The organism is Streptomyces sp. NPDC053541, assembly GCF_044544705.1.
Lineage (GTDB): Bacteria > Actinomycetota > Actinomycetes > Streptomycetales > Streptomycetaceae > Streptomyces.
This window is the reverse complement of the sequence record NZ_JBITXM010000005.1, coordinates 247,652-268,048: the sequence shown is the minus strand read 5'-3', so window position 1 is coordinate 268,048 and position 20,397 is coordinate 247,652. Positions and strand designations below refer to the sequence as shown.

Annotated in this window: 19 protein-coding genes; 8 read left to right on the top strand and 11 right to left on the bottom strand. The window is 75.8% G+C overall.

Annotation, left to right across the window (positions count from 1 at the left end):
• Positions 1-4: 4 nt before the first annotated feature.
• Both ACIGW2_RS14985 and ACIGW2_RS14980 read right to left on the bottom strand, forming a co-directional pair.
• Positions 5-763: a maleylpyruvate isomerase family mycothiol-dependent enzyme gene (locus ACIGW2_RS14985; RefSeq protein ID WP_399843861.1), complete on the bottom strand. Its 759-nt coding sequence runs from the start codon at positions 761-763 to the stop codon at positions 5-7.
• Between the two features lie 8 nt (positions 764-771).
• The gene (locus ACIGW2_RS14980; protein WP_399843859.1) at positions 772-2,130 is read right to left on the bottom strand and encodes an MFS transporter; all 1,359 of its coding nucleotides are present in this window, start codon (positions 2,128-2,130) and stop codon (positions 772-774) included.
• A 148-nt stretch (positions 2,131-2,278) separates the two neighbouring features.
• Here ACIGW2_RS14980 and ACIGW2_RS14975 point away from each other — a divergent pair, with 148 nt between their 5' ends.
• The 3 genes from ACIGW2_RS14975 (at position 2,279) to cpt (ending at position 5,226) form a co-directional block, all read left to right on the top strand.
• A complete protein-coding gene (locus tag ACIGW2_RS14975) occupies positions 2,279-3,511 on the top strand; it encodes an ROK family protein (protein WP_356064956.1) in 1,233 nt (410 codons plus the stop codon).
• 113 nt (positions 3,512-3,624) lie between these two features.
• Positions 3,625-4,425, top strand: coding sequence for an SAM-dependent methyltransferase (locus tag ACIGW2_RS14970; RefSeq protein ID WP_399843857.1), 801 nt, complete (start codon positions 3,625-3,627; stop codon positions 4,423-4,425).
• 276 nt (positions 4,426-4,701) lie between these two features.
• Positions 4,702-5,226, top strand: a complete 525-nt coding sequence (gene cpt, locus ACIGW2_RS14965; RefSeq protein WP_391655121.1) for a chloramphenicol phosphotransferase CPT — start codon at positions 4,702-4,704, stop codon at positions 5,224-5,226.
• A 12-nt stretch (positions 5,227-5,238) separates the two neighbouring features.
• On the opposite strand, the gene ACIGW2_RS14960 is transcribed toward cpt, so the two are convergent.
• On the bottom strand, positions 5,239-5,823 hold the full coding sequence (locus ACIGW2_RS14960) for a DUF4865 family protein (RefSeq protein WP_399843855.1): 585 nt from the start codon (positions 5,821-5,823) through the stop codon (positions 5,239-5,241).
• Positions 5,824-5,846: 23 nt separating this feature from the next.
• Positions 5,847-6,419, bottom strand: coding sequence for a TetR/AcrR family transcriptional regulator (locus tag ACIGW2_RS14955; RefSeq protein ID WP_399843853.1), 573 nt, complete (start codon positions 6,417-6,419; stop codon positions 5,847-5,849).
• A 199-nt stretch (positions 6,420-6,618) separates the two neighbouring features.
• Here ACIGW2_RS14955 and ACIGW2_RS14950 point away from each other — a divergent pair, with 199 nt between their 5' ends.
• From ACIGW2_RS14950 to ACIGW2_RS14940, 3 genes are read left to right on the top strand one after another with little or no spacing between them, the layout of a single operon-like run.
• The gene (locus tag ACIGW2_RS14950) at positions 6,619-6,924 is read left to right on the top strand and encodes an SHOCT domain-containing protein (RefSeq protein ID WP_391654934.1); all 306 of its coding nucleotides are present in this window, start codon (positions 6,619-6,621) and stop codon (positions 6,922-6,924) included.
• Positions 6,921-7,730 carry an ABC transporter ATP-binding protein gene (locus ACIGW2_RS14945; RefSeq protein ID WP_399843850.1) on the top strand — a complete coding sequence of 270 codons (810 nt, stop codon included), beginning with the start codon at positions 6,921-6,923 and terminating at the stop codon, positions 7,728-7,730. Before ACIGW2_RS14950 ends, ACIGW2_RS14945 begins: the two co-directional genes overlap by 4 nt.
• Entirely contained in the window at positions 7,727-10,312 is a 2,586-nt protein-coding gene (locus ACIGW2_RS14940) for an FtsX-like permease family protein (protein WP_399843848.1), read from the top strand. The genes ACIGW2_RS14945 and ACIGW2_RS14940 overlap by 4 nt, the downstream gene beginning before the upstream one ends.
• A gap of 111 nt (positions 10,313-10,423) precedes the next feature.
• Here ACIGW2_RS14940 and ACIGW2_RS14935 read toward each other — a convergent pair whose 3' ends face one another.
• The gene (locus tag ACIGW2_RS14935) at positions 10,424-10,945 is read right to left on the bottom strand and encodes an ATP-binding protein (protein WP_399843846.1); all 522 of its coding nucleotides are present in this window, start codon (positions 10,943-10,945) and stop codon (positions 10,424-10,426) included.
• A 197-nt stretch (positions 10,946-11,142) separates the two neighbouring features.
• A complete protein-coding gene (locus ACIGW2_RS14930) occupies positions 11,143-11,433 on the bottom strand; it encodes a hypothetical protein (protein ID WP_391654937.1) in 291 nt (96 codons plus the stop codon).
• Positions 11,434-11,648: 215 nt separating this feature from the next.
• Between ACIGW2_RS14930 and ACIGW2_RS14925 the strand changes: the two genes are divergently transcribed.
• Entirely contained in the window at positions 11,649-12,767 is a 1,119-nt protein-coding gene (locus tag ACIGW2_RS14925) for a PLP-dependent cysteine synthase family protein (RefSeq protein ID WP_391654938.1), read from the top strand.
• Here ACIGW2_RS14925 and ACIGW2_RS14920 read toward each other — a convergent pair.
• From ACIGW2_RS14920 to ACIGW2_RS14910, 3 genes are read right to left on the bottom strand one after another with little or no spacing between them, the layout of a single operon-like run.
• On the bottom strand, positions 12,727-13,227 hold the full coding sequence (locus ACIGW2_RS14920) for an SRPBCC family protein (RefSeq protein ID WP_399843843.1): 501 nt from the start codon (positions 13,225-13,227) through the stop codon (positions 12,727-12,729). The two genes, ACIGW2_RS14925 and ACIGW2_RS14920, sit on opposite strands and share 41 nt — an antisense overlap.
• Positions 13,228-13,279: 52 nt before the next feature.
• Positions 13,280-13,717, bottom strand: coding sequence for an SRPBCC family protein (locus ACIGW2_RS14915; protein WP_391654940.1), 438 nt, complete (start codon positions 13,715-13,717; stop codon positions 13,280-13,282).
• Entirely contained in the window at positions 13,714-14,592 is an 879-nt protein-coding gene (locus tag ACIGW2_RS14910) for a DeoR/GlpR family DNA-binding transcription regulator (RefSeq protein ID WP_399843841.1), read from the bottom strand. The genes ACIGW2_RS14915 and ACIGW2_RS14910 overlap by 4 nt, the downstream gene beginning before the upstream one ends.
• A gap of 197 nt (positions 14,593-14,789) precedes the next feature.
• Between ACIGW2_RS14910 and ACIGW2_RS14905 the strand changes: the two genes are divergently transcribed.
• Positions 14,790-17,204, top strand: a complete 2,415-nt coding sequence (locus ACIGW2_RS14905) for a hypothetical protein (RefSeq protein ID WP_399843839.1) — start codon at positions 14,790-14,792, stop codon at positions 17,202-17,204.
• On the opposite strand, the gene ACIGW2_RS14900 is transcribed toward ACIGW2_RS14905, so the two are convergent.
• Both ACIGW2_RS14900 and ACIGW2_RS14895 read right to left on the bottom strand, forming a co-directional pair.
• Positions 17,174-19,606: a right-handed parallel beta-helix repeat-containing protein gene (locus ACIGW2_RS14900; protein ID WP_391654943.1), complete on the bottom strand. Its 2,433-nt coding sequence runs from the start codon at positions 19,604-19,606 to the stop codon at positions 17,174-17,176. The two genes, ACIGW2_RS14905 and ACIGW2_RS14900, sit on opposite strands and share 31 nt — an antisense overlap.
• 149 nt (positions 19,607-19,755) lie before the next feature.
• On the bottom strand, positions 19,756-20,364 hold the full coding sequence (locus tag ACIGW2_RS14895) for a hypothetical protein (protein ID WP_391654944.1): 609 nt from the start codon (positions 20,362-20,364) through the stop codon (positions 19,756-19,758).
• Positions 20,365-20,397: the final 33 nt, after the last annotated feature.

The following is a 20,397-nucleotide window of genomic DNA, read 5'->3' as shown; positions in this document are numbered from 1 at the left end:
GGCGCTACGACCAGGTGATCGCCGAGGTCTCCCGCCACAGCCGGGCGAGCGCCGGGTCACCGGCCGTCTCGACCGCGTCGAGCGGCAGCCGGTTCCACAGCGTCAGGTAGAGGCGGTCGGCGGGGGCGCTCAGTTCGCAGTCGGCGGGGCCGGCGCCGGGCGCGTTCCGCTCGGTGCGAGGGGCGTCAGGGGACAGGCGCACGTCCCAGACGTCACCGGTGTCCGTGGCCCGGACCCGCAGCAGTGCGGGCCGCTCCGTGCGCACCCGGCTCTTCTCCCGGGCGTGCATGCCGCGCAGCAGCTCGTCCACGCCGTCGGCCGCGAGCCCCGGGTCCACCGGGCCGGGCCCGCCCGGGAGCGCCGACTCGGCGTCCGCCCGGTGCACGGTGGTCTCGTGGGCCTGGCGGCGCGCCCAGAAGGCGAGCGGCGACGGCGCGGGCAGGAAGGTCCAGCACTCCAGGTCGGCCGGGGCCGAGCGCAGCGCGCTCACCAGGCGCTCGTGCCCCTCCTGTACGTACGCGAGGAGCGCGTCGCCGTCGAGCTCGGGCTCGCCACCGTCCGGGTGGTAGGAGGTGTGGCCCTCGACGACGAAGGCGGTGGCCCAGCGGTGCACCGTCGTGGTGTGCCGCAGCAGGTCCCGTACGCGCCAGCCGGGGCAGGTGGTGACCTCGGCGTCGGGCCCGGCCGCCGCGGCGGCCGTCAGGAGCGCCTTGCCCGCCGCGTCGAGCGCGTCGATGTGCCGGTCGATGCTGAATGTGTCCATGCCGTGGATTATGACGAGCGGTGGGTTCCGGTGCGGCCGGGCCGCCCGGCCGCCGTCACCGGCTCCACCGGCGCCACCGGCTCCGCCTCGGACGCCCGCCGGGAGCGGCCCCGGTCGTGGTCCTGCTCGCCGTCGTGGTGCCGGTGCCGGTCCCGGGCCGCCCAGCCCATCACGGCGGCGCCCGCCGCGAGCGCGGCGACCGTGGTGAGGGCGACCGGGAGCGAGAACCAGTCGGCGAGGAAGCCGATGGTCGGCGGTCCCAGCAGCATGCCGCCGTAGCCGAGGGTGGACGCGGTGGCCACGCCGCTCGGCCCGGCGAGGGCGCCGGCGCGGGCCACGGCCACCGGGAAGATGTTGGCCAGGCCCAGACCGGTCACGGCGAAGCCGAGCAGGGCCGCCCACACGGTCGGCGCGAGCGCGCCGAGCAGCATCCCGGCGGCGGCGGTGAGCCCGCCCGCGACCAGGGTGCGGGTCTGTCCGAGGCGTTCGAGCAGGGCGGTGCCGGAGAGCCGGCCGGCGGTCATGGTGAGGGCGAAGAGCGAGTAGCCGGCCGCCGCCGTGCCCGGGTGCGCGGACAGGTCCTGCGCCAGGTGCAGGGCGCCCCAGTCGGCGAGGGCGCCCTCCCCGTACGCCGTGCAGAGTGCGATCACGCCGAAGACGACCACGGTCCGGCGGGCCCCGGCGGCCCCGACGGCCCCGGCCGGACCGCCCGCGGCCCGCGGGCGCGCGGGCAGCGTCTCGGGCGGGGCGGGGGAGGGGTGCCGCAGGAGTACGGGGCCGGCGGCGGCCGTCAGGAGCAGTCCGGCGACCGTGAGGCCGAGCAGATGGGCGGTGGGGGAGAGGGAACCGGCCACCAGTCCGCCGAGTCCGGCGCCGAGCATGCCGCCGAGGCTGAAGGCGGCGTGGAAGCTCGGCATCACCGGGCGGCGCAGCGCGGCCACCAGGTCGACGGCGGCGCTGTTCATGGCCACGTTGATCCCGCCGTACGCGGCGCCGAAGACCAGCAGGACCAGGCCGAGGGCGAGCGGGGAGCGGGTCAGCGGCGGCAGGGCGATCGAGAGGGAGAGCAGGGCGCCCGTCACCACGGTGACGAGGTGGCTGCCGTACCGCCGGCACAGGCGCCCGGTGAGCGTCATGGTGACCACGGCGCCCGCGGACACGCCGAGCAGGGCGAGCCCGAGGTCGCCGGCGGAGGCGCCGGTCTGCTGCTTGATGGCCGGGATGCGGACCACCCAGCCGGCGAAGAGGAATCCGTCGAGGGCGAAGAACAGGGTGAGGGCGGTGCGGAGGCGGGTCAGGGGGAGGGTGGCGGTGTCTCCGCGGGTTCCCCCCGATACGGCCGTCCGTACTTTGTTTAGTAGCGGCACAAACTCAGGATAGGGGCGACCGCCCCCCGGATTCAACCCGCGGCTCCGCGCCCGGCCCGGGGCCCCGCGGCGCCCCCGGGGCGTGCGGAGCCGGCCAAAGAGGGACGGCGGCGGTTCCGGGGCGGGCGATCATGGGACACTCGGGGCCATGAACGGCAAGGCGACGACGACCCGGACACGACTGGACAGGGGGCGCAGCGCGCTCGGACCCGCGCTCGAACTCGTGCACACGGGCCGGGCGCCCACGCGTGCCGTGCTCACCGCCGAGCTCGGTGTCACCCGCGCCACCGCCGGCGCCGTCGCCGCCGAGCTGGAGGCCCTCGGCCTGATCCGGGTCGACTCCAACCCGGGCGCCGCCGCCGGCTCCCAGGGCCGGCCCTCGCACCGGCTCACCATCGACGAGAAGGGCCCGGTCGCGCTGGCCGCCCAGGTGCACGCCGACGGCTTCCGGGCCGCCCTGGTCGGCCTCGGCGGCACCATCGAGGCCACCGTCCCCGGCTGCGTGACCGTCTCCGCCGACCCCGCCCAGGTGCTCGGCGCCGTCGTCGAGGCCGGGGCCGCGATGCTCCGCGCCAGCGGACGGCGCTGCGTCGGCGCCGGACTCGCGGCGCCCTCCGCCGTCGCGGAGCCCGAGGGGACCGCGCTCAACCCGCTGCACCTCGCCTGGCCGGCCGGCGCGCCGGTGCGCGAGATCTTCGCCGAACAGGTCCGCGCCGCCGGCATCGAGGGCCCCGCCCTCACCGGCAACGACGTCAACCTGGCCGCCCTCGCCGAGCACCGGCACGGCGCCGGCCGCGGCGCCAAGGACCTGCTGTGCGTGGCCACCGGCCACCGCGGCGTCGGCGGCGCCCTCGTCCTCGACGGGCGCCTGCACACCGGGAGTTCGGGCCTCGCCCTGGAGGTCGGCCACCTCACCGTCAACCCCGAGGGCCGCCCCTGCCACTGCGGCTCGCGCGGCTGCCTCGACGTCGAGACCGACCCGCTGGCCTTCCTCACCGCCGCGGGCCGCGAGCCCGGCCCCGAGGTCTCCCTGCTCCAGCAGGCCCGCGACCTCCTGCGCGACCACCCCGACGACCCCGGAGTCCGGGTCGCCACCGGGGAGTTGATCGACCGCCTCGGCCTCGGCCTCGCGGGGCTCGTCAACATCCTCAACCCCGACCGCATCATCCTCGGCGGCCTCCACCGCGAACTCCTCGACGCCGACCCGAGCCGCCTGCGCGCCGTCGTCGCCGACCGCAGCCTCTGGGGCCGCAGCGGCGGCGTCCCGATCCTCCCGTGCACCCTCGACCACAACAGCCTGGTCGGCGCCGCCGAACTCGCCTGGCAGCCGGTCCTCGACGACCCCCTGACGGCTCTGGGCGGCGCGGCGGAAGCGAGCTAGCCGGCGTCCCGCCGGGCTCCGGGTCTCAGGCGTCCGAAGCCGCGCCCCGTCAATGTCGCGGGCGGCATTAATGCCTTGGGCGACGCCCCCGGCGCCAGCTAGGGTCGCGGCCCATGACCGACACCGACGCCACCACCACCCGCCGCACCGCCGAGCCCGTCGACGGGCCGCCGGCGCTCGCTTCCGGGCTCACCTTTCACGGGCCGCTGTCCGAGGAACGTGCCGATGCCATGATCAGCCGGCTGGCCGCGGCCTCGCCCGGCACGGTTCTCGACATCGGTTGCGGGTGGGGGGAGTTGCTGCTGAGTCTGGTCGCCGCCGTGCCCGGGGCCACCGGGGTCGGGATCGACATCAACGGCGACGACCTCGCCCTGGGGCGGCAGCTCGCCGCCGAGCGTGGTCTGTCCGGGCGGGTGGAGTACGTCGAGGAGTCCGGGTACCGCACGAGCCGCGGGCCCGCCGACGCCGTGCTCTGCCTGGGGTCGGGGCAGGCGCTGTGCGATCCCGAGGGTGGGTACGACCTCGGGACCGTGCTGCGCGAACTGCGTCGGCTGGTACGGCCCGGGGGGCGGGTCCTGCTCGGGGAGGGGTTCTGGGAGCGCGTCCCGACGGAGGACGAGCTCGCCCGCATGTGGCCCGGCGCCCGCGCCGACGACCACCCCACCCTCGACGTCCTCGTGGACCTCGTCATCGAGGCGGGCTTCCGGCCGGCGTGGATCGAGACCGCGAGCCGGGAGGAGTGGGAGGCCTTCGAGTCCGGCTACCGGCACGCCGCCGAACTCTGGCTCGCCGCTCACCCCGAGCACCCGCTCGCCGCCGAGACCCGGGCGAAGGTCGACCGGCAGCGCGGGCAGTGGCTCGGCTACCGCGGCCTCCTCGGCATCGCCTACCTCACCCTGGTTCCGGTCGGCTGAGGCTCCCGGCGGCCCGGCCGAAAGCCACTGGGGCTGGGCCCCCGAGGGACCCTGGTGCGGGTCGGCTGAGCCCCTTCGGCGGCCACCCGAAAACCATTGGGGATCGACCCCGAGGCACCCTGGTCCCGGGCTGCTGTGCCCCTTCGGCGGCCCCCGGCGGCCCGCCCGGTCCCGCGAGGGACCCCGGTCCCGGGCGGCTGAGGCCCCCGGTGGCCCGCCCGAAAACCACTGGGGCGGTTCCGGGGAACCCCCTAGGGTGACCGCGTGACCACCCGGATGATCATCCTCAACGGCGGCTCCAGCTCCGGCAAGACCGGCATGGTCCGCTGCCTCCAGTCCGTGCTGCCCGAACCCTGGCTCGCCTTCGGCGTGGACGACTTCGTCGACGCCCTGCCCGCCCGGCTCGAAGGCACGCCCGGCGGCATCGAGTTCGACGCCGACGGCTCGGTTCGGGTCGGGCCCGAGTTCCGTGCCCTGGAGGCCGCCTGGACCGAGGGCATCGTGGCGATGGCCCGCGCCGGTGCCCGGATCCTCGTCGACGACGTCTTCCTCGGCGGCGCCGCCTCCCAGGGGCGCTGGCGCGCGGCGACCGCCGGGCTCGACGTGCTGTGGGTGGGGGTCCGCTGCGCCCCCGAGGTGGCCGCCGCCCGCGAGATCGCGCGCGGCGACCGGACCGGCGGCATGGCGGCCCAGCAGGCCGAACTGGTCCACCGGGGCGTCACGTACGACCTGGAGGTGGACACCACCCGCGCCGAGGCGCTGGACTGCGCCCGGACCGTCGCCGCGCACGTGCGCCGCTGAGCCCCGGGCCGGCTACCAGGTGCGGCCGGGCCGGATCGCGGACCGGCCCGGGGCCGACAGGTGCAGCACCTGGAAGCGGTCCGCGTTCGGCTCCACGGCGGCGCCGTCGGCCCACAGGGTGAAGGTGAGCAGCTCCCAGTGGCGCGGATCCACCGCGACGGCACGCGCCACCACGCCGTCGGCCCGGACCTCGGCGGCGTGCCGTTCCAGCGCGCGCTCGACCGCCTCCGCCGGGGTGAGGCGGTCCGGGATCGCCTTGCGGCGGCGCGTCGCGGCGCGCGGCACCTCCGCGGTCGCCGGGCCCTCGTCGTACGCCAGCGTCGTCCAGTGCTGGACCACCGGCCGGCCGAAGTCCTCGACGATGCCCTGGAATCCGGGTCCCCACAGGAAGGCGTTCATGCCGGCCGGCTCGGCCCACAGATAGAAGGGCGCGTACTGGTTCACGGGCGAGCCGTCCGCCCGCTCGCGCATCAGATAGGCCTTCAGGCCGAGGCCGGGGAAGGCGTCGAGCAGGTGCCCGCGGGTCGCGACCCGCTTGCGGATGATCTCCATGTCGTAGTCCGCGGGCAGGGTGATCTCGTACTGCAGGGCGTGCACGGTCCGTGCTCCTCACATCGTGGTCAGCGGGCGGTACGGGGCGCGAGCAGCGCGAGCAGTCCGCGGACCGCCGTGTCGAAGGCGGCCGGGGAGCCGGTGGCCCGGGCGAGGACGTAGCCGCCCTGGACGGTCGCGACGACCGTGGCGGCGAGCTCGGCCGGTTCCGGCGCGGCGGGGAACTCCCCGGCGTCCAGGCCCTCCTGGACGATCCCGGCGAGCCGGCCGCGCAGCCAGTCGAGCGTCTCGTCGACCGGCGCGCGCAGCTCCTCGTCCGCCACCACCTCGGGGTCCATCGTGAGCCGCCCGACCGGGCAGCCGCGCAGCACGTCCCGCTCGCGCAGCAGATACGCCTCGATCCGGGCGTACGCCGTGCCCTCGGCGCCGAGCACCCGCTCGGCCGCGGCGCGCAGCTCGGCCGCGCTGCGCCGGATCGCGGCGAGCGCCAGCTCCCGCTTGCCGTCGAAGTGGTGGTACATGCTGCCCTGGCCCGCCCCGGCGGCCTGCTGGATCGCCTTCGGGCTGGTGCCGACGTAACCCCGCTCCCACAGCAGCTCGCGGGCGGCCTCGATCAGACGCTCGGACGCGTTCGCGCTCATGCCGCTCACTGTACATACCAGTAGGTACAGAGTGCATCTCCGCAGGTACGGGGCCGAGGAGCAGCCTCCCGGACCGCGCCTACTCCCGCCGGCGTACGCCCGAAGCCGCTGGCCGTACGACGACCCGGGGGCCCTCGCGGAGCGAGTCTCGAAGCATCACCGAAGGCATCGAGAAGGACGCACGAGGAGCTGACCGACGATGAACACCCTCGCCCACGCGGGCCCCGGCCCGTGGATCCTCTTCTTCCCGCTCGTCTGGGCGGCCGTGATCGTCACCGCGATCACCCTGGTGCGCCGCTTCGGCGGCCGTAGCCGGCGCGGTCCGGGCGGTTTCGGCGGCTTCGCCGGCCCCAGTGCCTCCCGGGTCGACGAGCACTCGCCGATCGCGCTGCTCGGCCACCGCTTCGCCGCCGGCGAGATCGACGAGGACGAGTACTGGCGGCGGCTGACCGTCCTGGAGGAGCAGTTCGGCCGCACCACCGAGGAGAAGGGGCGCCGCCGATGACCACCGCACCCGCCCGCACCGCCGCCGCGCGCGTCGTGGACGCCGTGAAGGTCTACGGCGCCGGCGACACCGAGGTCCGGGCCCTGGACGGGGTGACCGTCGGCTTCCCGGCCGGCCGCTTCACCGCGATCATGGGCCCCTCGGGCTCCGGCAAGTCGACCCTGATGCACTGCGCCGCCGGACTCGACACCCTCACCTCCGGCTCCGCCCTCATCGGCGACACCGACCTGTCCGCCCTCGACGACCGCGGGCTCACCCTGCTGCGCCGCGAACGGATCGGCTTCGTCTTCCAGGCCTTCAACCTGCTGCCCACGCTGACCGTCGCGGAGAACATCACCCTGCCCCTGGACCTCGCCGGGATCGCGCCCGACCGGACCCGGCTCGACGCCCTGATCGACACCGTCGGCCTGCGCGACCGGCTGCACCACCGCCCGAGCGAGCTCTCCGGCGGCCAGCAGCAACGGGTCGCCGTCGCCCGGGCCTTCGCCGGTGCCCCCGACGTGGTCTTCGCCGACGAACCCACCGGCAACCTCGACTCCCGCTCCGGCGAGGAGGTGCTGCGCCTCCTCGCCGACACCGTGCGCGGCACCGGCCGCACCGTCGTCATGGTCACCCACGACCCGGTCGCCGCCGCCCACGCCGACGAGGTGGTCTTCCTCGCCGACGGACGTCTGGTCGACCGGATGGCGGCACCGACCGCCGAACGGGTCCTCGACCGCATGAAGTCCCTCGACACGAAGCCCCTCGACGGCCGCCCCGCGGACGCCGCCACCGCCGCCACCGCCCGGAGAGGAGCACGCACATGACCGCCACCGGGCGCCCCGCCGCCCCCACCACCCGCACCGCCCTGCGACTCGGCCTCGCAGCGCTGCGCACCCACCGGCGCCGCTTCCTCGGCACCTTCGCCGCCGTCCTGCTCGGCGTCGCCTTCCTCACCGGCACCCTGGTCATGGGCGACACCCTGCGCGCCGGCTTCGACACCCTCTTCACCGACGCCAACCGCGGCACCGACGCCGTCGTCCGCAGCGCCGAGGTGGTGACCGCGGCCGGCGAGAGCCAGGGCACCCGCGGCCCCGTCGACGCCACCCTCGCCGCCCGGATCGCCCAGGTACCCGGCGTCGCCGCGGCCGTCCCGCGCGTCGAGGGCGCCGGCCAGCTGGTCGGCGCGAACGGGAAGCCGGTCGGCGGCCAGGGCCCGCCCACCCTGGCCGGCACCTGGATCGCCGATCCCGAACTCAACCCGTACGCCCTCGCCGAGGGCCGCGCCCCGCAGAAGTCCGGCGAGGTCGTCGTCAACCGCGGCGCCGCCGAGGCCGGCGGCCTCACCCTCGGCTCCACCACCGTCCTGCGCACCCCCGACCCGGTCCGCGTCACCGTCGTCGGCCTCGCCACCTTCGGCGGCGCGGACGGCATGGGCCAGGTCACCTACACCGGACTGACCCCGGCCGACGCCGAGAAGTACCTCGCCGCCAAGCCCGGACAGGCCACCGACATCCTCGTCCGGGCCGGCCCCGGCACCTCCCAGGAGGAGCTGGTGAAGGCGCTCGCCCCGGTGCTCCCCGAGGACGTCGAGGCCATCACCGGACAGACGGCCACCGACGAGAGCAACGCCTCGGTATCCGGCCGCTTCCTCGGCCTCTTCACCACCCTGCTCCTGGTCTTCAGCGGCATCGCCCTGCTGGTCTCCGTCTTCTCCATCCACAACACCTTCGCCATCGTCGTCGCCCAGCGCACCCGCGAGAACGCGCTGCTGCGCGCGCTGGGCGCCGAGCGCCGCCAGGTCGTCGGCATGACCGTGGCCGAGGCGGTCGCCGTCGCCGTGCTCGCCTCCGCGGCCGGACTGCTCGGCGGCGTCGGCGTCGCGGCCGGCCTCCGGGCCCTCTTCCCGGCGGTCGGCTTCCCCTTCCCGGACGGAGCCCTGGTGATCGACCCGGTGTCCCTGCTGCTGCCCTTCGGCGTCGGGCTCGCCGTCTGCGTCGGCTCTGCCCTGCTGCCCGCCGTGCGGGCCGGGCGCACCGCCCCGCTCGCCGCGCTCCGCGAGACCGCCGTGGACGCCTCCGCCGCCTCGCGCCGTCGCACCGCGCTCGGCGCCGGGCTGCTGCTGCTCGCCGTCGGCCTGGTGCTCACCGGCGTCCTCGCCGTGCCGTCGCTGTGGCTCGCCGGCACGGGCGCGGTGCTCGCGCTCGCCGCGTTCGTGGTCCTCGGGCCGGTGGCCGCCTCGACCGCGGTACGGGTCCTGGGCGGCCCGCTGCGCGGCACCAACCGCGGCCTCGCCCGCCGCAACGCGCTGCGCAGCCCCCGCCGTACCGCCGCGACCGCCACCGCCCTGATGATCGGCGTGGCCGTCGTCTCCCTCTTCACCGTGTTCGGCGCGTCCCTCAAGGCGACCATGGACGACACCGTGTCCCGCTCCTTCGCGGGCGACGTGGCCGTGAGCACGCCGTCCTTCGGCGCGGGCGGCAGCGGCCTCAGCCCCCGGCTCGCGCCCGCCGTGGCCGCGCTGCCCGAGGTCGAGACGGCCGTCGGCCTGGGCCGGGGCGTCGCCGAGGTCGACGGGCGCGGCCGGGCCCTGACGGTCACCGACCCGGCGGCGCTCTCCCGGGTGCTGGACCTCGGGGCCGTGCGGGGTTCGCTGACCGGGCTCGGCGCGGACGGGATCGCGGTGGCCGAGGACGAGGCCGTGCGGTACGGACTCGCGCCCGGCCGCACCGCCGAGCTGGCCTTCACCGACGGCACCCGGGGGACCTTCACCGTACGGGCCGTGTACGAGCGCGCCGACCTGGCCGGCGACTATCTGCTCACCCGTCAGGCCTGGGCCCCGCACCGGGGTCAGGACGCGGACCGGCTGGTCGCCGTGGCGTTCCGGGACGGGGTCTCCACCGGTGCCGGCGAGACCGCGGTGCAGCGGGTCGCCGAGGACTACGGCAACCCCGAGGTGCAGACCCGGGAGGAGTACGCCGGGTCCTCGGCGGCCGGCGTCGACATGATGCTCACCCTGGTCTACGCGCTGCTCGCGCTCGCCGTCCTGATCGCCCTGCTGGGCATCGCCAACACGCTGACGCTCGCGGTCCACGAGCGCACCCGTGAACTCGGCCTGCTGCGCGCGGTCGGCCAGACCCGGGCCCAGCTGCGGGCCATGGTCCGCTGGGAGTCCGTCCTGGTCGCCGCCTTCGGCACGGCCGGCGGGCTGCTGCTCGGCGGCTTCCTCGGCTGGGTCCTGGTGCACGCCTCCGACGGCGCCTCGGACGGAGCGTTCAGCTTCGCGCTGCCGCCCGGGCGGCTCGCGCTGGTCGCCCTCGTCGGGCTCGCCGCCGGTGTGGTCGCGGCCTGGCGGCCGGCCCGCCGGGCGGCCCGGCTCTACGTGCTCCGGGCGATCGCCACGGAGTGAGCCGCTGAGTGAGCCGCGGATCGTGCGGGTGCCGCGGGGCAGAGGTGCCGCGCGGCACGGCGGGGGAGCGGCGGTCAGGGCCCCGCCCGACGCGGATCCCCCGGACCGACCCTAGCGGGCCGCCGACTCCACCAGGCCCGGCACGTCGAGCGGAACGCCCGCCAGCGGGCCGTCGGTGGTGGCGCCGTGGACGGCGTGCAGCCGCGGGAGGCCGGCGACCGGGGAGGACGGCGCCTGGAGGGTGAACCAGACGCACTTGCCGGTGTCGCCGTCCGGGCGCGCGCCCCAGCTCTCGCTCATCGCCTCGATGATGGCGAGGCCGCGGCCGGAGGTCGCGAACTCCTCCCCGGAGGCGCCCGGTTCGGCGACGTCGGGCATCCGCGGATCGTTGTCGCGGACGGAGACGGTGAGGCGGTCGAGCAGCAGCGCCAACTCGACGGTGCACGTCTTGTCGGGCCGCGCGTGACGGTGGACGTTGGTGAGGAGCTCGGTCACGCCGAGCGCGGCGAGATCGATCAGGGAATCGAGATGCCAGTGGCGCAGCTGCGCCGTCACGATTCTGCGGACCTGACCGATCCGCGCCGGCAGGGCCTGAAGCTCCACCGTGCAGTACCTGCTGGGCTCGCTGATCACGGCTGCGACTCCCCGAAGTAGGTCCGGAAGAACACGGAGATTCGGATCTGTCATGCGGTGTAGCAGGCGGTGGACTGGATCTCAGCGTCACCGCCGGTCAACCCTCGGTGAGGTGGTTCCAGCGTGAACCAGCCGTGACCGGGCCGCAACTCGCGGCGATCCGCCGCAGCTCAGCGGGGGTGACCGGCGGGCGGAGGTCAGCGGTGTTCGGTGGCCTTCTTCAGGGCCTCCAGGAGCCGCCCGGAGCCCGAGAGCCGGTAGCGCGTGCCGTTGACCGTCGCCACCGCCTCGTCGTCCTTGGCGAACCAGGGGCGGCCGGCCCGGACCGTACCGAGCGGCGCGCTGTCGATCTCGCTGCCGTAACTCGTCAGCAGCGACAGGCGCCCGTCCTCGATCCGCACCTCGCCGGCGCGGGTCAGCGAGCGGGGCCATCGGTCGATGCGCACCCCGGTGGCCGTGAACTCGGGCTCCGACTCCGCCTCGGACATGGTGCTCCGCCCCCTTCGCGCAGGCTGCCTGCCCCCAGTGTGCCGGGCCGCGCCGCGCGGCACCAGCAGGCCGTCCACAAGGCATTGCTATGGACTCTCAAAGGGAACGTTTGCCCAGGTGAGAGCGGTATTGTCGGGTGTGGGGAACCCCCGTGCACATCCGCCGCGAGCCTTCCCGCGCACCCCGCGGGCACCGTGAGAAGAGGCAGACACGCATGACCAGCACCATCGGCCCCATGGCCACCGTCGATGTCGACCGCAGCGACGCCGGCTACCGGTCCTGGCTCAAGGAGGCCGTGCGCAAGGTGCACGCCGACGCGAACCGCTCGGCCGACACCCATCTGCTGCGCTTCCCGCTGCCCGAGAGCTGGGGCATCGACCTCTACCTCAAGGACGAGTCGACCCACCCGACGGGCAGCCTCAAGCACCGGCTCGCCCGCTCGCTCTTCCTCTACGGCCTGTGCAACGGCTGGATCCGCCCCGGCGCGCCCGTCATCGAGGCGTCCAGCGGCTCGACCGCCGTCTCCGAGGCGTACTTCGCCAAGCTCATCGGCGTCCCGTTCGTCGCCGTCATGCCCCGCACCACCAGCCCCGAGAAGTGCCGGCTCATCGAGTTCCACGGCGGGCGCTGCCACTTCGTGGACGACTCGCGCACCATGTACGAGGAGGCCGCCGCCCTCGCCGAGCGCACCGGCGGCCACTACATGGACCAGTTCACCTACGCCGAGCGGGCCACCGACTGGCGCGGCAACAACAACATCGCCGAGTCGATGTACCAGCAGCTGAGGCTGGAGCGCTATCCGGAGCCCGCGTGGATCGTCGCCACCGCCGGCACCGGCGGCACCTCGGCCACCATCGCCCGCTACGTGCACTACATGCAGTACGACACCCGGATCTGCGTGGCCGACCCGGAGAACTCCTGCTTCTTCGACGGCTGGGTGCGCGAGGACCCGGCCGCCACCGCCGACTGCGGCTCGCGCATCGAGGGCATCGGCCGGCCGCGCATGGAGCCCAGCTTCGTGCCGGGCGCCGTCGACCGCATGATGAAGGTCCCGGACGCGGCCAGCATGGCCGCCGTCCGCGCCCTGGAGGGCGCCATCGGCCGCAAGGCGGGCGGCTCCACCGGCACCGGCCTGTGGAGCGCGCTGAAGATCGTCGCCGAGATGGTCGCCGACCGGCGCACCGGCAGCGTGGTCACCCTGATCTGCGACCCGGGCGAGCGCTACCTCGACAAGTACTACTCGGACGAGTGGCTGGCCGCCCAGGGCCTCGACATCGCGCCGTACAGCGCCGCTATCGACCGGTTCCTGACGACGGGAGCCTGGCCGGAGTGAGCCGCCGGTCCAGATTGCGCATCGCGTCCCGGAAGGACCTGCCGACGCCCGGCCGGGCGAGCCGCAGGGCCAGCCTGCAGGGGCCGTTGCCGTCCACGGCCATGGTCCAGCGCACCCGGGTGCCGTCCGCCGCGGGGGAGAGCACCCACTCCTCCAGGAGCGCGGTCAGACCCGGGGCGTTGGTCCGGTCGATCCGGTACGCGTAGCGCGCGGCCGGGTCGCTCGCCAGGATCGTCTCGCGGAACTCGATCCCGCCGCGCAGCCGGACCGTCCGCCCGGCGCCGCCGTCGGTCGGCGCCGCGGCGGCCACGGCCGTGAACCACGCCGGGGTGCTGCCGAGTTCCACCGCGAGCGAGCGGTACACCGCAGCGGGCGGCGCCGACAGTTCGGCGGAGAACACCAGGCGCAGGGGCGCGGACTCGGCGAAGTCGAGCTCCACCGGCCGGAGTCGGCGCTGCATGGGCGTGCCTCCCGTCTCGGGGTCGTGGCCCACCACCGTAACTGACCGCCCGTCAGTCGGACAGCAGTCCGTCGAGCGCACGCCCGAACACCCGGCGCCCGGCCGCCGCGAGCAGCGGATCGGCGAGGGCCGGCACGCCCCGCAGCCGCAGCTCCTCGTCCCACACCACCCGGCTGCCGCCGGCGTCCGTCCCGGTCACCTCGAACGCGGCCCGCCCCCGCACCACACGGCCCCGCTTCTCGAGGCGGCACAGCCCCGGGCGGCCCGGCGCGGGCGGCTCGAAGACCACGACCTCCATCGGGTCGTCGAAACCGAACCGGCCGAGCCCGGTCCGCGCCGTGAACCGGGTGCCGACACCGTTCGGCCCGGTCGTGAGGACCCTGGTCCGGGTGAGCGGAACCAGGGCGCCGTGCGCGGGCCAGTCCGTGAGCCGCCGCCACACCTCGTCCGGCGCGAGGGCCACCGTCCGCCCGATCCGGAACCGGCTCACTCCGGCCCGTCCCCGTACGCCGCCCCGTCCCGCTCGGACTCCTCCGCCTCCGGCTCCGCCTCGCCCGCCACCACGAGCCCCGGCAGGTGCTCCGCCATCTCGGCCCGCACCCGCGGCGACACCCCGCGGTCCGTCACCAGCGCGTCCACCTCGTCCAGGGAGGCGAACGAACTCAGGCCCACCGTCCCCCACTTGGTGTGGTCCGCGACCACCACCACCCGGCGGGCGGCCCGCACCAGACGCCGGTTGGTCTCCGCCTCCGCCAGATTGGGCGTGGACAGACCGGCCTCCACCGAGATGCCGTGCACCCCGAGGAACAGCGCGTCGAAGTGCAGCGAGCGGATCGCCTGGTCGGCCACCGGACCCACCAGCGCGTCCGACGGGGTGCGCACCCCGCCGGTCAGCACCACCGTCGCCGCGCCCGGCCGCGCCTCGCCGCCCGCACCGGACTGCTGCGCCTCGTGGAACACGTCCGCGACCCGCACCGAGTTCGTCACCACGGTCAGCTCCGGCACGTCGAGCAGCTGCCGGGCCAGCGCGAAGGTCGTCGTCCCGCCCGAGAGGGCGATGGCCGTGCCGGGCCGCACCATCCGCGCCGCCGCCCGCGCGATCTCCTCCTTCGCGCCCAGTTCGAGCACCGACTTCGCCTCGAAGCCCGGCTCGTGGGCGCTCGCGTCGACCACCGGCACCGCCCCGCCGTGCACCTTGGCGACCATGCCCTGCCGGGCGAGCGCGTCCAGGTCCCGGCGCACCGTCATGTCCGAGACGTTCAGCCGGCGGGTCAGCTCGTTCACCCGGACGCCGCCGCGCCGGCGCACCTCGTCGAGGATCAGCGCGCGCCGCTGTTCCGCCAGCAGGTTCTGATGGTCACTCACCGCCGGGCCGGTCCTTTCGGAGGGAAGGGGGGAAACACGGGAGGAAGGGCGTCGGATTCGGTGAGAGCGCTGCGCCGGGCCGCGGCCGTCCGCGATCCTGGTCGCCACCGAACCCTCACGCCCGGTGCTCCACCGTCCGATCCTCCACCCGAGATCCTGCCATCCCGATCCTCCCACCGAGAGAGCGAGTCACCGAAGTGTCCCCTGCCACACCCGACCCGAAGGGCGGGGGTGCGGCGCTCGAACTGCTCGTCCACGGCGTGGGCGGAGCCACCCCGGCCGACATGCTGGACGACCCGCGCACCGTACGGGTCACCGGCGACAGGACGGCCGCCGTGTTCCGCCGCGGGGACGACGTCGACGCCGAGGAGCACCCCGAGCGGTACGCCGACCGCCCCGTCCCCGAGGCCTACTGCTGGTCCAACCTCACCTCCGGCAACGGCACCCGCGCCCTGTGGCTGCTGCTCCTGCCGTTCATGGTGGCCAACCTGGCCCACTGGATGCGCCCGCCCACCGAGGGCCGCGCGCGGCTGGTGCGCCTCTACGGCGTCCTCGTCCGGCTCGTCGCGCTCACCCTCACCGTCCTGCTGACCGCCGCCGCCTGCGAGGTCGCCCTCGACCTGACGGCCTGGCAGTGCGCGGGCTCCGCCGCCTGCGCCGGGCAGCGCTCCTGGCTCGGCTTCCTCTCCGCCGAACGCGCCGGCTGGTGGTCCGGGCCCGGCCGCCGCCTCGCCCTCGCCGCCCTCGTCCCCACCGCCCTGGTCGGGCTCCTGTGGTACCTGTCCAACCGCACCTGGAGCGCGTACGAGGCCCAGCGCCCGCCGATGGGACACGACGCCGACCCGGAGGACGCCGACCCGGCGCCCGCCCCGGTCCTCGGTGGCGACACCGAGGCCGCTGACGGCACCACCCCCGCCCCGGCCACCCCGGTCGAACTCCGGCCCGCCCTCGGCCGCCCCGGCTTCTGGTACGGGCGCCGCCTGGTCGCCCGCCTGCGCGCCGCGCACACCGCCGCCGGCTTCCTCACCGTCGCCGCCGTCCTCGCCGCCGCCGCGGCCGGCCACGACCACCGGGCCGGCGGCCCGCAGCAACCCCTCGGCCGGCTGCTTCAGGGCGCGCTGGCCGCCCTCGCCCTCGTCGTGCTGTGGGTGGTCTGCCGCCGGGGCCGCAGCGAGCACCGGCTCGACCTGCGCATCGAACGCGCCCTGGTCTCCTGGCTCCCGGCCGGCGCCCTGCTGTTGCTCGCCCTCACCGCCGTCCACACCGGCTGGTCCCGGCCCGGCTGGACCTCCGCCGGCACCCTGCCCGGCACCGGCGTCTTCGGCGCCCTCACCCTCGCCCAGGGCGGCCTGGTCGTCGCCCTCGCCGCCGTCGCCCTGCTGCTCCACCGCCCCCGGGCCCCGCGCACCGCCCTGTACGGGCTCGGCGGCCCCGCCACCGCCATGCTGGCCTGCGCCCTCGGCGGCGTCATGTCCGGCGGCGTCGCCCAGCGCGTCGCCGACTGGCTCGACGGCTCCGGCACCCCCGGCACCGGCGACGGCCCCATCACCGGGCCGCCCGTGCTGCTCTCCTGGCAGGCCTCCGTCATCCCGGTCCTGCTCCTGCTGCTGCTCGCCCCCGCCGTGCTGCTCGCCTTACGGACCGTGCTCGCCGGCCGCAGGCTCCGCGCCGCCGTCGACGCCGCCTACGGGGCGAGCGACCCCGACCGGCTGCGCACCGACCAGATCGCCGCGGCCCGGGCCCGCGCGGCGCTCACCGACTCCGCCCCCGGGCTCGTCGGCGTCGTCTCCGGCGCCACCCTGCTGCTCGGCGCGGCCTCCGTGGCCGGTGCCTGGGCCAGCGGAAACGTCCCCGGACGGGCCTTCGACGGCGCCCACCCGGCCATCGCCTCGGCCGCCACCGCCGCCCAGGCCCTCGGCTCCTGGATGATCGGCTTCGGCTTCCTGCTCTTCGTCACCCTCGGCCGGCGCGCCTACAAGGACCGCTCGGCGCGCCGCACCATCGGCATCCTCTGGGACGTCGGCACCTTCTGGCCCCGCGCCGCCCACCCCTTCGCCCCGCCCTGCTACGCCGAGCGCGCCGTCCCCGACCTCACCTGGCGGATGAGCTCCTGGACCGCGTGCACCGGCGGCCGGCTCGTCATCTCCGGTCACTCCCAGGGCAGCGTCCTCGCCGCCGCCGCGGTCTGGCAGCTGCCGCCCGCCACCCGCGGCCGGGTCGCCCTGCTCACCTACGGCTCGCCGCTGGAACGCCTCTACGGACGCTGGTTCCCGGCCTACTTCGGCCCCGAGGCGCTGCGCGGGCTGCACCGCACCGTGCACTTCTGGAGCAACCTCTACCGGGCCACCGACCCCATCGGCGGCCCCGTCCGGGTGCCCGCCGAGGGCGGCCGGCCGGCCGTCGACCGGCCCGAGCTGCTCGACCCGGTCGTCTACGGCCGCACCCGCGAACACCCCCTGCCGGAGCCGATCCTGGGCCACTCCGACTACCAGGCCGACCCCGCCTTCGCCGCCGCGCGCGCCGCGCTGCTCGACCGGCTGCCGCCCGCGCTGCCCCGGCAGCGCGACAACACCGGGGCCGTTCAGGGCAGTTCGGGAAGGTCCTCCGGATAGAGCAGGGTCAGGTCGTCCGTGCTCGGGGAGTCGAGCGCGGCGACCCGGCCCGCGTGCCGCTCCACCATCGCCTCGAAGGTCTGGCGCGCGGTGCGCCCGTTGCCGAAGGTGGGGCCCTTGGGAAGCTCCGCGAAGTACTTCACCAGGGCCTCGCCGCAGCCGTCCGCGAGCCGGTACTCGTGCTCCTCGGCCTGCTGCTCCACGATCCGCAGCAGCTCCTCGGGCACGTAGTCACCGAAGCTGATGGTCCGTGAGAAGCGGGAGGCGACACCGGGGTTGACGGTGAGGAAGCGCTCCATCTCCGCCGTGTACCCGGCGGCGATCACCACCACCGCGTCCCGGTGGTCCTCCATCAGCTTGACCAGCGTGTCGATCGCCTCGCGCCCGAAGTCCCGCCCGGAGTCCTCCGGCGCGAGCGCGTAGGCCTCGTCGACGAACAGCACTCCGCCGCGCGCCCGTTCGAAGGCCTCCTGGGTGCGGATGGCCGTCGAGCCGATGTGCTCGCCCACCAGGTCGACCCGGGACACCTCGACCAGATGGCCGCGCTCCAGGACCCCGAGGGCGGCGAGCACCTCGCCGTAGAGGCGCGCCACCGTCGTCTTGCCGGTGCCGGGATTGCCGGTGAAGACCAGGTGGCGGCGCGCGGAGACGGCCTTCAGGCCCGCCTCCTGGCGGCGCCGCCCCACCTCGATCATGTTGGTCAGCGTGCGCACCTCGTGCTTCACGCTCTCCAGGCCCACCAGCGCGTCCAGTTCGCCGAGCACCTCCTGGGGGGAGCGCGCGGCCGCCGGCTCCGGCGCGGCGGGCGCGGCCGGGGCGGCGGGCGCCGGCGCCACGGCGGCGGCCCGCGCGGTGGGCACCGTGCCCAGCAGCCCGCCCGTCGACCGGGTGGCGGTGAGGACCCCGCCCGGCTCCGGCGCGGCCGGGGCGCGCAGCTGGCTCTCGTCGCTGGTGCAGTCCTCCGCGACGGGCCCGTCCTCGGGGAACTCGTAACCCCCGCGCGCACAGCGCTCCGTACGGCACCGGCGCAGCGTCGTGCGGCAGCCGTCCATCACGTGGAAGCCGTAGCCGCCGCTGCCGGTCACCCGGCAGCCCAGGAACGAACCGCGGCCCTCGGCCGACACGTAGAACCCGGCCTCGGCGGGCGAGGTGACCGTGCACCGCTCGATCGTCGGGTCAGCGCCCTTGGTGACGATGACCCCGGTCTGCACCGCGTCGATGGTGCAGCCGCCGAGCGTGCCGCCGCTGCCGTGGTCGCGGAACCAGGCGCCCGTGGACGCCTCCCGGATCCGGCAGTCGTCGAGCTGGGCCGTCCCTCCGTCGCTGACCGACACGGCCGTGTTGCGCACCTGCGAGAGGTCGCTGTCGACGACGTCCGCGCGCGAGCCCCGGTCGAGGACGAACAGCGCGTCCGGCACGTCGTGCACCCGGCAGGAGTCCAGCACCGCCGTCGCGCCGTCGCTGACCCACACCGCCGGGTAGTCCCCGGTGCTGTCGTGGATCTCGCACTGGTTGGCGTCCACCCGCGTCCCCGGGTCCCACACCGAGAGCCCGTTGCGCCCGAACCGCCGCACCGTGGACCGGGTCAGCGTCAGGACCGAGCGGGAGCGCAGGTCCACCGCGTTCTCCGGCACGTCGTGGATGTCGCAGTCGGACAGCGTGAGCACCGCGTCGGTGTCCAGGGTGATGCCGTCGGCCGAGGTCCGGTGCACCGACGAGTCGGTGAGGTGCGCGGTCGCCCGGGACGCGATCTGCAGCCCGGCGCCCTTGATCTCGTACACCTCGCAGCCGATGCCCTCCAGGCCGCTGCCCTCGCCGTTGACCGTGATCCCGGCGCCCGAGGCGTGGTGCACCCGGCAGCGTTCGAGCCGCGGATGCCCGCCGCCGCGCACCGAGACCCCGGCCTGCCCGGCGGACACGATCTCGCACTCCTCGAACACCCCGCCCGCGCCGTCGAGTACGGCCAGCCCGACCCCGGCCGGATTGTCGACGCTGACGCGGCGCACCGTCGGCCGGGCCGCGCCGCGCACCTCCAGGCCGGCCGCGGACCGGGTGAGGATGCGCAGGTCGAGCAGCTCGGGCGTGCCGTCCTCGACGAGCAGCGCGGGCGCCGCCGCGTCCTGTCCCTCGATGTGCAGGTCCTGCACGGTGGCCGAGGCCCGCACGGTCAGCGGCACGCCGTCGGCGGGCGCGATCCGCACCGGGCCGGCCGACCCGTCGCCGCCCCGGAGCGTGACGGCCCGCCGGATGACGAGGTTCTCCCGGTAGGTGCCGGGAGCCACGGTGAGGACGTCCCCGTCGCCCGCGGCCTCCAGGGCGGCGGCGAGGGAGGGGTACTCGCCCGTGCGGCGCCGCCACCGCGACGTGCCGGTGTGCGTCACCTGGACCGTGCCCTGTGCCATGGGTGTGCTCTGCCCCCACCTCGTGCGTCGACGCCTGGAACCCGCTGCCGGAACGGCCGCGCTGAGTCCTGGGCCTGGAACCGATGCCCCACCGTAGCGCGCGCGGCGCCGCGGGGTTGACGGGTCGCCCGGGTCCCCGCCCCCGCTCCCTAGCTGCCCGTACCCGTGCGCCCCCAGTCCGGGCCGACCTGGGCCCAGGCGCGGTCGAGACGCCCGTACCGCCGCTGCGTGAGGCGGTGTACGACCAGGCGCCGGGCGGACTCGATCAGGAAGGCGGACAGGAGCGCCACGGTCAGTCCGGCGATGAGGGCGTGCGCGCGGGCGGTGTCGGGGTGCATCGGCGGGGTGACCGCCCGGCCGGTGCGGTCCGTCCACATCGGGAAGACGGCTCCGGTGTGCGCGTGGTTCCGGGAGGTGGGGACCGTGCCGGTGCGGCTGCTGCCGTCGGGCGCCGTCCACCGTGCCACCACGGTCGGCCGCAGCGGCTCCTCCGCGCCCGGCTCCGCGCTGCCGTCGGGCTCGGCGGGCGGTTCGGCCGGGCGCACCACCCGGGCCACGGTCGGCACCCGCTCCTGCTGCTGGAGGCGTACGGAGCGCTGCAGCGAGGTGTTCGCCGAGACCCCGGCGGCCCAGCCGGCCGCGGGGACGGCCAGGCACAGCAGCAGCGCGGCCACCAGCGCGACCCACGCCTCGACCAGGTCGGTGGTCCGGCGCAGGGGATTGTGCCGCCAGCGCCAGAGCCCCATGGCTGCACGCACGCTCCGCACCCCCTCGTCTCGTCGACGGCCCGC

Bases quoted from the DNA above. Each gene is read 5' to 3' on its own strand.
- ACIGW2_RS14925 (WP_391654938.1), top strand. From the start codon at position 11,649: ATGACCAGCACCATCGGCCCCATGGCCACCGTCGATGTCGACCGCAGC.
- ACIGW2_RS14920 (WP_399843843.1), bottom strand. From the start codon at position 13,227: ATGCAGCGCCGACTCCGGCCGGTGGAGCTCGACTTCGCCGAGTCCGCG.
- ACIGW2_RS14970 (WP_399843857.1), top strand. From the start codon at position 3,625: ATGACCGACACCGACGCCACCACCACCCGCCGCACCGCCGAGCCCGTC.
- ACIGW2_RS14940 (WP_399843848.1), top strand. From the start codon at position 7,727: ATGACCGCCACCGGGCGCCCCGCCGCCCCCACCACCCGCACCGCCCTG.
- ACIGW2_RS14945 (WP_399843850.1), top strand. From the start codon at position 6,921: ATGACCACCGCACCCGCCCGCACCGCCGCCGCGCGCGTCGTGGACGCC.
- cpt (WP_391655121.1), top strand. From the start codon at position 4,702: ATGATCATCCTCAACGGCGGCTCCAGCTCCGGCAAGACCGGCATGGTC.
- ACIGW2_RS14975 (WP_356064956.1), top strand. From the start codon at position 2,279: ATGAACGGCAAGGCGACGACGACCCGGACACGACTGGACAGGGGGCGC.
- ACIGW2_RS14900 (WP_391654943.1), bottom strand. From the start codon at position 19,606: ATGGCACAGGGCACGGTCCAGGTGACGCACACCGGCACGTCGCGGTGG.
- ACIGW2_RS14985 (WP_399843861.1), bottom strand. From the start codon at position 763: ATGGACACATTCAGCATCGACCGGCACATCGACGCGCTCGACGCGGCG.
- ACIGW2_RS14950 (WP_391654934.1), top strand. From the start codon at position 6,619: ATGAACACCCTCGCCCACGCGGGCCCCGGCCCGTGGATCCTCTTCTTC.
- ACIGW2_RS14930 (WP_391654937.1), bottom strand. From the start codon at position 11,433: ATGTCCGAGGCGGAGTCGGAGCCCGAGTTCACGGCCACCGGGGTGCGC.
- ACIGW2_RS14955 (WP_399843853.1), bottom strand. From the start codon at position 6,419: ATGAGCGCGAACGCGTCCGAGCGTCTGATCGAGGCCGCCCGCGAGCTG.